At 68.2% G+C, this 11,985-nt stretch carries 13 protein-coding genes; 5 read left to right on the top strand and 8 right to left on the bottom strand.

The genetic code is table 11. The annotated features are described in order from the left end of the window. The first annotated feature begins 9 nt into the window (after positions 1 to 9). Complete coding sequence (locus tag KB221_02000) at positions 10 to 408, top strand: YkvA family protein (protein ID WIY69808.1); 399 nt, start codon at positions 10 to 12, stop codon at positions 406 to 408. Here KB221_02000 and KB221_01995 read toward each other — a convergent pair. Genes KB221_01995 through KB221_01985 form a run of 3 tightly spaced genes read right to left on the bottom strand, consistent with a single transcriptional unit; the run spans position 405 to position 2,826 of the window. Further along, positions 405 to 1,121 carry a 2OG-Fe(II) oxygenase family protein gene (locus tag KB221_01995; protein WIY69807.1) on the bottom strand — a complete coding sequence of 239 codons (717 nt, stop codon included), beginning with the start codon at positions 1,119 to 1,121 and terminating at the stop codon, positions 405 to 407. The two genes, KB221_02000 and KB221_01995, sit on opposite strands and share 4 nt — an antisense overlap. Then, positions 1,118 to 2,119, bottom strand: a complete 1,002-nt coding sequence (locus KB221_01990) for an NADPH:quinone oxidoreductase family protein (GenBank protein ID WIY69806.1) — start codon at positions 2,117 to 2,119, stop codon at positions 1,118 to 1,120. Before KB221_01990 ends, KB221_01995 begins: the two co-directional genes overlap by 4 nt. Continuing rightward, the gene (locus KB221_01985) at positions 2,119 to 2,826 is read right to left on the bottom strand and encodes a 2OG-Fe(II) oxygenase family protein (protein ID WIY69805.1); all 708 of its coding nucleotides are present in this window, start codon (positions 2,824 to 2,826) and stop codon (positions 2,119 to 2,121) included. Before KB221_01985 ends, KB221_01990 begins: the two co-directional genes overlap by 1 nt. A gap of 164 nt (positions 2,827 to 2,990) precedes the next feature. Here KB221_01985 and KB221_01980 point away from each other — a divergent pair, with 164 nt between their 5' ends. Both KB221_01980 and KB221_01975 read left to right on the top strand, forming a co-directional pair. Beyond that, positions 2,991 to 3,893, top strand: coding sequence for an isoaspartyl peptidase/L-asparaginase (locus tag KB221_01980; GenBank protein WIY69804.1), 903 nt, complete (start codon positions 2,991 to 2,993; stop codon positions 3,891 to 3,893). A gap of 79 nt (positions 3,894 to 3,972) precedes the next feature. Beyond that, on the top strand, positions 3,973 to 4,503 hold the full coding sequence (locus tag KB221_01975) for a hypothetical protein (protein ID WIY69803.1): 531 nt from the start codon (positions 3,973 to 3,975) through the stop codon (positions 4,501 to 4,503). Between the two features lie 18 nt (positions 4,504 to 4,521). Here the strand turns inward: KB221_01975 and KB221_01970 are convergent, their stop codons facing one another. The 4 genes from KB221_01970 to acnA form a co-directional block, all read right to left on the bottom strand. Next, complete coding sequence (locus tag KB221_01970; protein WIY69802.1) at positions 4,522 to 5,220, bottom strand: hypothetical protein; 699 nt, start codon at positions 5,218 to 5,220, stop codon at positions 4,522 to 4,524. Between the two features lie 412 nt (positions 5,221 to 5,632). Next, positions 5,633 to 6,094 carry a DUF3429 domain-containing protein gene (locus tag KB221_01965; protein ID WIY69801.1) on the bottom strand — a complete coding sequence of 154 codons (462 nt, stop codon included), beginning with the start codon at positions 6,092 to 6,094 and terminating at the stop codon, positions 5,633 to 5,635. 389 nt (positions 6,095 to 6,483) lie between these two features. Then, positions 6,484 to 7,035 carry a fasciclin domain-containing protein gene (locus tag KB221_01960; GenBank protein WIY69800.1) on the bottom strand — a complete coding sequence of 184 codons (552 nt, stop codon included), beginning with the start codon at positions 7,033 to 7,035 and terminating at the stop codon, positions 6,484 to 6,486. Positions 7,036 to 7,371: 336 nt separating this feature from the next. Next, positions 7,372 to 10,077: an aconitate hydratase AcnA gene (acnA, locus tag KB221_01955; GenBank protein WIY69799.1), complete on the bottom strand. Its 2,706-nt coding sequence runs from the start codon at positions 10,075 to 10,077 to the stop codon at positions 7,372 to 7,374. Between the two features lie 201 nt (positions 10,078 to 10,278). On the opposite strand from acnA, the gene ccmA reads away from it, so the two are divergent. Together ccmA and ccmB are read left to right on the top strand one after the other, a co-directional pair. Next, positions 10,279 to 10,878, top strand: coding sequence for a heme ABC exporter ATP-binding protein CcmA (gene ccmA, locus KB221_01950; GenBank protein WIY69798.1), 600 nt, complete (start codon positions 10,279 to 10,281; stop codon positions 10,876 to 10,878). Next, positions 10,875 to 11,540, top strand: coding sequence for a heme exporter protein CcmB (gene ccmB, locus KB221_01945; protein ID WIY69797.1), 666 nt, complete (start codon positions 10,875 to 10,877; stop codon positions 11,538 to 11,540). The genes ccmA and ccmB overlap by 4 nt, the downstream gene beginning before the upstream one ends. A 194-nt stretch (positions 11,541 to 11,734) precedes the next feature. On the opposite strand, the gene KB221_01940 is transcribed toward ccmB, so the two are convergent. Then, entirely contained in the window at positions 11,735 to 11,959 is a 225-nt protein-coding gene (locus tag KB221_01940; protein WIY69796.1) for an alkylphosphonate utilization protein, read from the bottom strand. Between the last annotated feature and the right edge of the window lie 26 nt (positions 11,960 to 11,985).

The raw sequence follows: 11,985 nt of genomic DNA, 5'->3' as shown, positions 1-11,985 counted from the left end.
TTAGCCGCCATGACCACGAATGCCAAACCCATGACGCCCGAAGACGCGCTGGACCCGTCCCGCGCCCTCGTCCCCGCGATCCAGCAGGTCAACGAGGTGCGGGTGCAGAAGGGATTCTGGCCCAAGATTCGGCGCACCGCGGCCCGCATCCCGTTTGCCCGGCAGGTGGTCAGCGTCTGGTATGCCGCCCGGGATCCGGAGACCCCGACGGCGGCCAAGGGGATCATGCTGGGCGCGCTGGCCTATTTCGTCCTGCCCATCGACGCCATTCCGGACATTTTCGCCGGCATCGGCTTCACGGACGATGCGGCGGTGATCGCGGCCCTGGTCGCCACCCTGGGGGCCAACATCAAGCGCCGCCACAAGGATCAGGCCGACGCGGCGCTGGAGCGGCTGCGCGACGCCTAGACCGTCTGATGTGAGCGCAGCCAGCCGGTGATCGATAACCGGTCGCGCGGGGCGAAGCTGGCCACCTGGGTCACCGCATGCCGCATCGGCACGGCGAAGATGTTGAGGGCGTTGAAGGCCGGCGCGAAGCCTTCCTCGATGTGGCCGCCCGCCCCCTCGAAGGCCAGCACCCCGCCCCAGTCGGCGCGCCAGTCGCGAGTCAGGTTCAGCACATAGGCGTAGAGCCGGTTCTTGCCATCGGCGGCGTCGTCATGGCCGGTCAGGACATGGCCGGGCCGGTAGCGGGTGGCCTGGGCGTCGGCGAAGTCGATGCGGGCGTCCCCGGTCACGCCCTGGACGAAGGCGAGGACGTCCGGCCCGTTGAGGAAGGCGAGCACCTCGCTGACGGCGTCCCGCGGCGCGTCCTCCGGGTCCATATCCAGCCGGCGGGTGTCGAAGATGTACTGCATGCGGGGCTCGGCCCCGTCGACACGGGCCCCGTCGATCCAGCCCTGTTTGCCCGGCTCGGCGGCGACACGGCCCTTGAGGGGAAGTTCGAAGAACTCGCCCCCCGCCGAGACGCTGACCTTCCAGTCGTCAAAGGCTTCCATGGCCGCGACCAGCGCCCCGGCGCTGTCAGGATCAAGGACACCCGGAATATGCAGCCGCCGCCGCTCCGCAAACGCCGCGCGCAGCGCCGCGATGTCCAGCGCGGGCGACAGGCGCAGGGTCACGAATCGACCGTGACCACGACCTTGCCCATCACCGACCGGTCGCCCAGCGCCTTGATCGCCTCATGGGCGCGTTCCAGCGGGAAGGTCTGGCTGACGCGCGGACGGATCTTGCCCTCGCTCCACATCTTCAGGAGGTCGCCCATGTTGGCGGCGTGGGCGGCAGGATCGCGCATCACCGCCGCGCCCCAGAACACCCCGATCACCGACACCGACTTCAGCAGGGTCAGGTTCAGCGGCAGGGAGGGGATGCCGGCCGGGAAGCCGACGACCAGATAGCGGCCGTTCCAGTCCATGGCTCGGATGGCCGGCTCGCAATAGTCGCCGCCGACGGCGTCATAGACCACGTCCGGACCGTCGCGGCCCGAGGCCAGTTTCAGCTCGCCCGACAGCTCCTTCTGGGCCGCCTTGTCCATCTTGCCCGAGGGATAGATCAGGCCGTTGTCTGCGCCCGCCTCCAGCGCGAACTGGACCTTGTCGTTGGTCGAGGCGGCGGCGGTGACCTGGGCCCCCATGGCCTTGCCCAGTTCGACCGCAGCGATACCGACGCCGCCGGCTGCGCCGAGCACCAGAAGCCGCTCGCCCGCCTTCAGCTGCGCCCGGTCCTTGAGGGCGTAATAGGAGGTGCCATAGGTCATCACCAGGGCCGCGGCCGTGTTGAAATCCATGGCGTCGGGGATCTTCATCACCGAGGCGGCGGGCACCGCCAGCCGTTCGACCATGCCGCCCCAGCCGGGCACGGCGATGACCCGGTCGCCCTTGCGGACATTGGTCACGCCCTCGCCGATGGCCTCCACCACGCCCGCGACCTCGCCACCCGGCGAGAAAGGCCGTGTCGGCTTGAACTGGTATCGGTCCTCAATGATCAGGGTGTCGGGGAAGTTGACGCCCACCGCCCTCACCTCAATCACCACCTCGCCCTTCATCGGCCGGGGGTCCAGCACCTCCTCGACGACGAGGGTTTCAGGACCGCCGGGGGCCTTGGACAGGACAGCGCGCATCAGGGAGTCTTTCTTGAAGGGAGGAGGCTGGGGTCGACCTGGCGCACCCAGCCGGTGATGGACAGACGGGGAGCCCCGGCGAAGGGGGCCACGCAGGAGACGGCGTGGGGCTGGGGCACACGGAACAGGTTGAGGGCGTTCCAGGCCGGACTGTAGGCCTCGGCCACGTGGCCGTCGGCGTCGATGAAGTTCAACAGGCCGCCCCAGTCCGTCCGCCAGTGCGGGGTCAGGTTCATGACGAAGGCATAGAGCCGGCCCTTTTCGGCGGCGGAATCGTCATGCTGCGTCAGATAGTGGCCGCGCTCATAGCGGGTCGCCTGGGCGTCGACATAGTTGGGGCGCGGGTCGCCGGTCAGGGCGCGGACGAAGTCGAGGAAGTCCGGGCTGTTGAGGAAGCCGTAGGCGGCGGCCAGTTCGACGGCCAGGGGCTGCCGCTGCTCCGCCAGGTCGCTGATGCGGACGCTGTCGAACATATAGTGGAAGCCGTCGCGCGCCTCGGCGTGGGCCAGCTGCATGAAACGCATGGCCTTGTCGGGCGGAAACGCCTCCAGCTGTTCAACGGGGATGTCGATCGTCTGGCCGCCGCCCATGGTCGAGCAGATCCACTGCGTCTCCGTCGCCAGCGCCCGATGCAGCATCTCCGCCGAGGCGGGCTTCAGGAAGCCGGGGATGTGGATGCGGCCGAACTGTTTGAAGGCGGCGCTCATGGACGCCGGTTTCAGCGCCGGATCGATCCCGATCCGGGCGGAATTCGATACCACAAACGGCCCTGAAGCTTGCACGGATCATCCCTTGGCGCGCATGACGGGCGAAAGCGCTGCCGTCTTCGTCCGACGCTAGCGACCCACGACCCGAGTTAAAAGAGGCCCTGATGACCGGCAGACCCGCCCTCATCCTCCACGGCGGCGCCGGCGCCCGGCGCGAACGCGACTACACGCGCGAGATCGCCCATATGGGCGAGGTCGTGGCGGCCATGAAGGCGCGGCTGGACGCAGGTGCCTCAGCGCTGGATGTGGCGGTCGAGGCGACGGTCCTGCTGGAGGATTCCGGCCTCTATGTCGCCGGACGCGGCGCCTCACCCAATCTGGCGGGTGCCTATGAGCTGGACGCCAGTCTGATGGACGGCGCGACGCGCAAGGCCGGGGCCGTCGCCGCCCTGCAGGGCTTCCGCAATCCGGTCGTGGCCGCGCGTGCGGTGATGGACCGGACGCCCCACGTTATGCTGGCGGGCGAGGGCGCGGCCCTGTTCGCCCTTGACCAGGGGCTCGAACCCATTGCCGACGAGGAGGCCTGGTTCACCCGGGCCGGTCAGGGCGAGGACAATCACCCACCGGGGACCCTGGCCCACGGCACGGTCGGCTGCTGCGTGCTGGACCGCGACGGCCGGCTGGCGGCGGCGACCTCGACGGCGGGCGTGTTTGGCAAGATGCCGGGTCGCGTCGGCGACACCCCCATCCCCGGTGCCGGCAGCTGGGCCGACGGCCGCGTGGCCGTATCGGGCACCGGCCAGGGCGAGTATTTCATCCGCGTGGCGGCCTGCGCCCAGGTCAGCTGGCGCGTCGGGGCGGGTCAGACCTTGGCCGAGGCGGGGCGGGCCGTGATCGAGGAGATCGGCGGCATGGGCGGCGACGGCGGCCTGATCGCGCTGGACCGTGACGGCAACATCACCGCGCCGTTCAACAGCCAGGGCATGAAGCGGGCCTGGCTGACGACCGACGGCGGGATCGGGGTTGAGGTGTTCGGCGCTGGACCGGCGCGCCTTACGGCGATTTAATCTCCGGAGGAATGCGGTTCATCCGGCGTTCACCGCCCGCCACGCTTAAGCTTGCCGCGAAAAAAACGGGGAGCCCGAAATGAAAACCGCCATCACCGCCGCCGTCGCCGCCGCCCTGCTGTCCGTCGCAGCCTGCGCGCCCGTCATCGAGGGCGGCCCGCCCATGGCCCTGCCGATCGGCCTGCAGGAAACCGCCCAGGCCGGTTCGGTCACCCTGTCGACCGGCTGGCTGGACGCGGAGGAAGACTTCGCCCTGACCTTCTCGACCGAGGTCCATGAGGAGCTGCGCCGCTGCATGTGGGGCACCGCACCGATCAACATCCGCGTCCATATCGACGAGATGCAGCGCGCCGGCCGTCTGGAAACCCTGCTGACCGGCGAGGGTAGCCATACGCTGTCCGGCACCGTCGAGTTCGTCGATCCGGCGGACGACAACCGGGTGGTGGGTCGCTTCCCCGTCTCGGTGGCGACCAGCGCCCAGGGCCGGCTCGGCGCCCTGCTGGGCGACCGCCAGATGATGGTCTCCGAAGAGTTCGGCCGCGCCGTCTGCGAGCAGGCCTTCGGGCGCAATCCGCGCGACCGCGGGCTGCACAATGCGACGGAGGGCTGAGCGGGATCCCCCTGCCGGCTACATCGGCGGGGTCACGCCGTCCTTGCCCATGGCCAGGAACCCGGCCGCCGTCGTGCCCTGCGGGATCACGGCGTAGACCTTCTGACCGACCGCCAGGGAAGCCCGTTCGGTCGGCTCGAAACGCACGACCGGCGTGCCCTCGGGAATCGTGACATTGGCTGAGCCGCCCGCATAGGAGATGGTCAGCATACGGCCGCCGGCCGAGGCTTCATTGCCCGCGACCGTGCCGTTGGTCATCGCGCTCTGGCTCGCGACCGTGCCGTTGGTCATCGCGCTCGACACGACCGAGCCGCCACCACGGGAGGCGACAACGCCCGGTACGTCCCACTCATAGTGACCCTCGCCGGCACCGCGCATCGATTCAGGGAAGATCACCAGCTCCAGCGATCGAAGCGCCGTCTTCGGACCCTCGGTCGCGGTCCCGACGAAATCGCCGTCCTTGAGGGTCGAAAGGCTGGACGCCACGACCCAGACAAACCGCGTGGTCGCCGCCACCGGCACGGCGACCGTCCGGCCGTCCCAGGTCTGAACCGTCATCGAACCGTCCGTCACGGACTGGACGGTGCCGCGCACCCGCACGGTGCCGTTGGCCGCGTCGACGACCTCGGCCGCGGGGGGTGTCGGCTCCGGGGCGGAGCATGCCGCGAGCGTCGCCAGCACGGCGGAGACAAGGGCCAGGTTTCTGATCGGTGTCATCATGCATCCGTTCGTGGGAGAGGGGCGGCGCTCGAAGGCCGGTTCAGGCCGGATAATGCACGTTCGGGGCGACGCCTGCCATGGTCCGGCGTCTGCGGCGAATGGTCCAAGCTCCTGAGCCGTGCGCCGGCCGGAAAGCTGAGGCGGGCGAACCTGCGGCGTTTCCCGGCTCTGATCGGGGTCGAGCACACGAGGTCGGCAGAACGGGCCTTTCCCTGAGGGAGAGCGGCAGGGTCAAATGTCCGCTCACCACCCTCCGCTGGCAGTCCGCTCCCGACCCGAAGCGGCGGTCAGGGACGTCCGCTTTTCACCCCGGTCAGAGCCAAAAACACCTTTTCCTGGTGTCGACGAAACCGGGTGCAGTTCACCTCGCCGGATCAGGCTCTTCATGGCAAATCGGGTTTATCCCGGGCTAAACCAGTCCCGCCAGGATCGTCAAAACACCCAGTCCAAGGGAGAGGGGGATTCGCAGCGCCATCCAACCGGCTGGCGTCAACCCGGCCGCCTTCAGTCTCCGGTCGACCAGCGGACTCAATCCGAGGAACACGCCAAGGACGAGTAGAGACGGCCACGGCCAGTTCCCACCGGTCGCCCAAGGCCAAGCTGTCGCCAGAGCAAGCAGCGACGGGAGCACAGCAGCGATCCAGGCCCAACGGGGCGTCCTTGAGCCACCGATGGCGGCCAGGCCCCACCATGCGCCGCCCAGAAAGCTGACGATCAGGGCCGCATAGGCGTAGCCGAGGCTGAGCGCCGTAAAACGCACTTCAGGGCCACCAAACACTAATGCAGCCACGACCAGAACCTGCGGCAGTAGTCCTGCCAGTCCGAGCGCACCGGCTATGACCGGAAGACCAAATTTCTGGGATGCAATCACGCGCGTCGACCTCCGGTCAGGCCTGAAATCAGTAGAGATGAGCCCGGTTTGCAGTTTGTGGACATGAGTGCTCCCGGTAACGGTTGGATCAGGACAGGGGCAACGCCCGTCCTCGGGCGAGCCGCAGCAGCCAGTCGCTGCAGACTCCGAGCATCAGCAGCGGATTCCGCAGGCCGCATAGGCCTTGTGGCCTAGACCGAGCGTAGCACCATCTGTGACCTGCCCGCGAGAATTCCCTCCGGGCGGTGCCAGAGTTCGGCCCTTGGTTGATCTGCTCCCATCATCAGGGTTAGCCGATCAAAGTCCTATCACCGGATTGTCCTGGTTGATCAGATCTTCAGCGCGAAGAACTGTGCGGAGGCATCCGTGAACACCTCCGCACGTCATCGTCAGTTCGGCAGGGAAACCGCGTCAGTGACGTGGATCACGCCGTTCGACTGGAACAAGTCGGCCTGGATCACGGTGGCGACGCCGCCATTCTCGTCGGTCAGGATCACCGAGCCATCGCGCAGCGACGCGGTCAGGGTATCGCCCGAGACGGTGGTGATGGCGGCCGATCCGCCACCCGCCTGGATCAGGGCAATCACGTCGGCTGCGGCAACACGACCGGCAACGACATGATACGTCAGGATCCTGGTCAGGATGGCGCGGTTGGCCGGCTGGACCAGTGTCTGGACCGTGCCGGACGGCAGGGCGGCGAAGGCGGCGTCTGTGGGTGCAAAGACCGTAAACGGGCCCGCGCTGGACAGGGTATCGCCAAGGCCCGCGGCCTGGGCCGCGGCGACCAGGGTCGTGTGGGAGGGCGAGGCGACGACGGCCTCGACGATGGTCTGCCGGGCCTGGGCGACGGAGGACGATTCGGCGGCTGTGCTTGCCATGGCGGGTGCGGCGACGAGCAGGGCGACGGCCGAGACAGCGCCGAGGAGGGAGTTGAGCTTCATGGGTTGCTTCCTGACTGCGATCGCCTGCTGGCGAGCGTGGTCAGGAACGACCGTTGCCATGTCGCGGATGCAGGTCGTACGCGCACGCGTCAACCCGCCGCACAGGTCGCACCCATCCAAGCTGACCTGTGACGTGACCCCGTTTCTCTTCCGTCCAGGACGATATGCCGGACTGGATTGGGGCTGCATTCCGACGGGCTCAGCCCGGCAAGTCAACGTCCGCTTCCCACCCATAGCCGACCCTCCGGAGCGTCCGCTTCCAGCGCCAGACTCCGCCAAACAAAAAGGGCCGACGGATCGCTCCGCCGGCCCTCGTTGTGTCGTGAGGCGTGAAGCCTATTCGGCGTCGCCGCGCGCCAGGTTGCGCAGGACGTAGGGCATGACGCCGCCGGCCTTGAAGTAGTCCAGCTCGGTCTGGTTATCGATGCGGCAGCGGACCGGGAAGCGGGCCATCTTGCCGTCCGACGGACGGAACAGCTCGACCCACAGGTCCTGACGCGGACGCAGCTTGCCGATGTTGACGTCGGACAGGCCGCGGATGGTGACGATCTCCTCGCCGGTCAGGCCCAGACGGGTCCAGCCCTCGGCCTTGAACTGCAGCGGCACCACGCCCATCCCGACCAGGTTGGAGCGGTGGATGCGCTCATAGCTCTCGGCCAGAACGGCGCGGACGCCGAGCAGGCGGGTGCCCTTGGCCGCCCAGTCGCGCGACGAGCCGGTGCCGTATTCCTTGCCCGCGAACACGACCAGCGGCCGGCCCTCGGACTGGTAGCGCATGGCCGCGTCGTAGATCGACATCGTGTCCTGCGACGGGAAGTGGCGCGTGACGCCGCCCTCGATGTCAGGCGTGATCTTGTTGCGGATGCGGATGTTGGCGAAGGTGCCGCGCATCATGACTTCGTGGTGGCCGCGGCGGGCGCCGTAGCTGTTGAAGTCCAGCGCATCGACGCCGCGGTTGGTCAGCCAGGCGCCGGCGGGCGAGGTCTTCTTGATCGAACCGGCCGGGCTGATGTGGTCGGTGGTGATCGAGTCGCCGAAGATGGCCAGCACGCGGGCCTCAACGATGTCGGTGACCGGCGTCGGCTCCATCGACAGGCCCTCGAAATACGGAGGGTTGGCGACATAGGTCGAGCTGTCGTCCCAGGCGTAGGTCTGGCCGCCCTCGACCTTGATGCCCTGCCAGTGCTTGTCGCCCTTGAAGACGTCGGCATAGCGTTTGGCGAACATGGCCGGGGTGACGCATTTCTTCTGGATGTCGGCGATCTCTTTCGAGGTCGGCCAGACGTCCTTCAGGAACACGTCCTTGCCCTTCTTGTCCTGGCCGATCGGATCCTTGGAGATGTCGATCCGCATCGAGCCGGCGAGAGCGTAGGCGACGACCAGCGGCGGCGAGGCCAGGTAGTTGGCTTGGACGTCGGGGTTCACCCGGCCTTCGAAGTTGCGGTTGCCCGACAGCACCGAGGCGCCGACGAGGCCGTTGTCGTTGATAGCCTTGGAGATGCTGTCCGACAGCGGGCCCGAGTTGCCGATGCAGGTGGTGCAGCCGTAGCCGACCAGGTTGAAGCCCATGGCGTCCAGATCGGCCTGCAGGCCGGCGGCGGTCAGATAATCGGTGACCACCTGCGAGCCGGGGGCCAGCGAGGTCTTGACCCAGGGCTTGACCGACAGGCCCAGCTTCTTCGCCTTGCGCGCCACCAGGCCGGCGGCGATCAGGACCGACGGGTTGGAGGTGTTGGTGCAGGAGGTGATGGCGGCGATGACGACGTCGCCGTCTCCGAGGTCGAACTTCTCACCCTCGACCTTGACGCGCGGGGCGTCGACCGGGCGGTTGAAGACTTCGGTCAGGGCGGTTTCGAAGGCGGGGGCGGCCACGGTCAGTTCGACCTTGTCCTGCGGGCGTTTCGGACCGGCGATCGACGGTACGACCGAAGACATGTCCAGTTCGAGGATGTCCGAGAACACCGGGTCTTCCGAGGTCTCGTCGATCCACAGGCCTTGCGCCTTGGCGTAGGCTTCCACGAGGGCGACGCGCGCCTTGTCGCGGCCGGTGGCGGTCAGATAGCCGATGGTCGCCGCCGAGACGGGGAAGAAGCCGCAGGTGGCGCCGTATTCCGGAGCCATGTTGGCGATGGTGGCCTGGTCCTCGATGGTCAGGCTGATGACGCCGGGGCCGAAGAATTCGACGAACTTGCCGACCACGCCCTTCTTGCGCAGCATCTGGGTGACGGTCAGGACCAGGTCGGTGGCCGTCGCGCCTTCCGGCAGGGTGCCGGTCAGGCGGAAGCCGACGACTTCCGGGATCAGCATGGGGATGGGCTGGCCCAGCATGGCCGCCTCGGCCTCGATGCCGCCGACGCCCCAGCCCAGAACGGCCAGGCCGTTGATCATGGTGGTGTGGCTGTCGGTGCCGACCACGGTGTCGGGATAGGCGACGGTCGCCTTGCCCTCTGCCACGGTCCAGACGGTCTGGGCCAGGTTCTCCAGGTTCACCTGGTGGCAGATGCCGGTGCCGGGGGGCACGACGCGGAAATTGTTGAAGGCCGACGAGCCCCAGCGCAGGAATTTGTAGCGCTCGATGTTGCGCTCATATTCGCGCTCGACGTTCTGGTTGAAGGCGCCGGGTGTGCCGAAATGGTCGACCATGACCGAGTGGTCGATGACCAGATCAACGGGGTTCAGCGGATTGATCTTCGAGGCGTCGGCGCCGAGGGCCGACATGGCGTCGCGCATGGCGGCCAGGTCGACGACGGCGGGAACGCCGGTGAAGTCCTGCATCAGGACGCGGGCCGGGCGGAAGGCGATCTCGTGCTCGACCGAGCCCTTGTTCTCGATCCAGGCGGCGACGGCTTTCAGGTCGGCTTCGCTGACGGAAACACCGTCCTCGTTGCGCAGCAGGTTCTCCAGCAGCACCTTCATCGAGCGCGGCAGGCGGGAAATCCCGGTCAGGCCGGCTTCCTCAGCGGCCGGAAGGCTGTAATAGGCGTATTTCTTGCGCCCGACCGTGATGTCCCGGCGGGTCTTGAGGCTGTCGACTGACGGCATGGAGAGGCTTCCTCTGGTTCACGCCGCCCGACAATCCGGTTGCACGAACGCGCGGTCGACGGCGGGGCACACAGGTCCCCGACGCGCGCGGCGAACGCCTGCTGCGGCGGGGCCGGATATAACGAGCGTTGCGGGTCGCGTCCATGTATCCACGATGGAAGCAGGGTCATTGAGAAGGGTTCGCAACTGGAGGGGGCGCGGATGATTTCCGTCACGTCCCTCACGGTCTCCCGCGGCGAACGCGTCCTGTTCCGTGACCTGTCTTTCCAGATCGCCTCCGGCGAGGCCGTGGCCCTGACCGGGGCCAATGGCGCGGGCAAGACCACCCTGTTGCGCACCCTGGCCGGCTTCATCCGCCCGGACGCCGGGACGGTCGCCTTCGCCGACATCGAACCGGCGCAGGCCCGGGCGAGCCACATCCACTGGCTGGGTCATCTGGACGGCCTCAAGACCGGCCGCCGGGCGCGCGAGGAGCTGGACTTCCACGCCCGCTGGGCCGGGGCCGAGGCGGACGGAATCGCGGCCGCCATAGACGTGCTGGCACTGGAGCCCCTGCTCGATCTCGAAGTGCGCAAGCTGTCGGCCGGTCAGCGCCGCCGTCTGGCCTTCGCCCGGCTGGTCGCCGCGCCGCGCCCGTTGTGGCTGCTGGACGAGCCTTTCGCCCCGCTGGACGCCCGGTGGCGGGCCGCCCTCGGCCTGCTGATGCAGACCCATCTGGACAAGGGGGGCGCCATTCTCGCCGCGGTCCATGATCCGTTGCCCGTCGCGGCGCGGGCGCTCGACATCGGGGCCGGACGATGAAGGCGCTGATGGTCCTTTTCCGGCGCGAGCTGGCGCTGGCCTGGTCCGGCGGCGGCGGGCCCCTGCTGGCCTGCGCCTTCTTCCTGTGCCTGACGGTGCTCATTCCACTGGCGGCCGGCGGCGACCCGGCGGGCCTGAGGCCGATCGCGGGCGGCATCGCCTGGCTGGCCCTGGCCCTGTCGTCGATCCTGTCGCTGGAGCGGCTGTTCGAGCGCGATCTGGAAGACGGTGCGCTGGACCTGATCGCCCTCGGCCCCGTGCCGCTGGAACTGGTGGTCCTGACCAAGGCCAAGGCCCAGTGGCTGGCGGTCGGCGTGCCGCTGGCCCTGACCGCACCGATTGCGGCGATCACCCTGGGCCTGCCGACGTCGCTGGCCGGGCTGGTCGGCCTGTCCGCCCTGATCGGTTCGCTCGGCTTCGCCCTGACCGGCGCGCTCGGCGCGGCGCTGGCGCTGGGCTCAAAGCGCGGCGGCCTGTTGATCGCGGTGGTCGTCCTTCCGCTGTTCATTCCGCCGGTGGTGTTCGGGGCGGGGGCGCTGGAGCGGGCCGTCAACGGACTCGACCCGGCCCCGGCACTGGCCTTCCTGGGCGCTTATGTACTGTTCGCGGCCGTGGTCACGCCGTTTGCGGGGGCGGCGGCCGTCCGCAACGCGCAGGGGTGAATCCGGCCGCGCGAAGCGCCCTTCAACCCCTTGGCGGCGCAGGTTCATCACAACGGACACAACGCTCTCACAGCGGGCACGACGGGACCGGAGCCTGACGAAATCCCGCAGTGTTCGTCGTGACCTCGTTGTATCCGTTGTGATGAACCTGCGCGTTCGAAGCCCGTTGCGCTTCGCGCGATCGGCCTCGCCGGTCAGGCCTTCTTGACGAACTCCACGCGCAGAACCAGCCCGCGGACCTTGTCGACATTGGCTTCGATCTCGTCGGTGTCACCGGTCAGGCGGATGTTCTTGACGAGGGTCCCGCGCTTCAGGGTCACCCCGCCCGAGCCCTTGACCTTCAGGTCCTTGATCAGGGTCACGCTGTCGCCGTCGGCCAGGATGTTGCCGTTGGAGTCCTTGGTCACGTCGTCGGTCATGTCCGGGTCTTTCGGGTCGGGAGGAA

The sequence above is a fragment of the Aquidulcibacter paucihalophilus genome (genome assembly GCA_030285985.1).
Taxonomy (GTDB): Bacteria; Pseudomonadota; Alphaproteobacteria; order Caulobacterales; family Caulobacteraceae; genus Brevundimonas.
Note: the sequence above shows the minus strand (reverse complement) of the source record. Positions and strands in the feature narration are given on the sequence as shown.

Excerpts from the sequence above, each read along its gene's own strand:
- KB221_02000 (WIY69808.1), top strand. The coding sequence starts at position 10 with ATGACCACGAATGCCAAACCCATGACGCCCGAAGACGCGCTGGACCCG.
- acnA (WIY69799.1), bottom strand. The coding sequence starts at position 10,077 with ATGCCGTCAGTCGACAGCCTCAAGACCCGCCGGGACATCACGGTCGGG.
- KB221_01970 (WIY69802.1), bottom strand. The coding sequence starts at position 5,220 with ATGACACCGATCAGAAACCTGGCCCTTGTCTCCGCCGTGCTGGCGACG.
- KB221_01975 (WIY69803.1), top strand. The coding sequence starts at position 3,973 with ATGAAAACCGCCATCACCGCCGCCGTCGCCGCCGCCCTGCTGTCCGTC.
- KB221_01985 (WIY69805.1), bottom strand. The coding sequence starts at position 2,826 with ATGAGCGCCGCCTTCAAACAGTTCGGCCGCATCCACATCCCCGGCTTC.
- KB221_01980 (WIY69804.1), top strand. The coding sequence starts at position 2,991 with ATGACCGGCAGACCCGCCCTCATCCTCCACGGCGGCGCCGGCGCCCGG.
- KB221_01960 (WIY69800.1), bottom strand. The coding sequence starts at position 7,035 with ATGAAGCTCAACTCCCTCCTCGGCGCTGTCTCGGCCGTCGCCCTGCTC.
- ccmB (WIY69797.1), top strand. The coding sequence starts at position 10,875 with ATGAAGGCGCTGATGGTCCTTTTCCGGCGCGAGCTGGCGCTGGCCTGG.
- ccmA (WIY69798.1), top strand. The coding sequence starts at position 10,279 with ATGATTTCCGTCACGTCCCTCACGGTCTCCCGCGGCGAACGCGTCCTG.
- KB221_01940 (WIY69796.1), bottom strand. The coding sequence starts at position 11,959 with ATGACCGACGACGTGACCAAGGACTCCAACGGCAACATCCTGGCCGAC.
- KB221_01990 (WIY69806.1), bottom strand. The coding sequence starts at position 2,119 with ATGCGCGCTGTCCTGTCCAAGGCCCCCGGCGGTCCTGAAACCCTCGTC.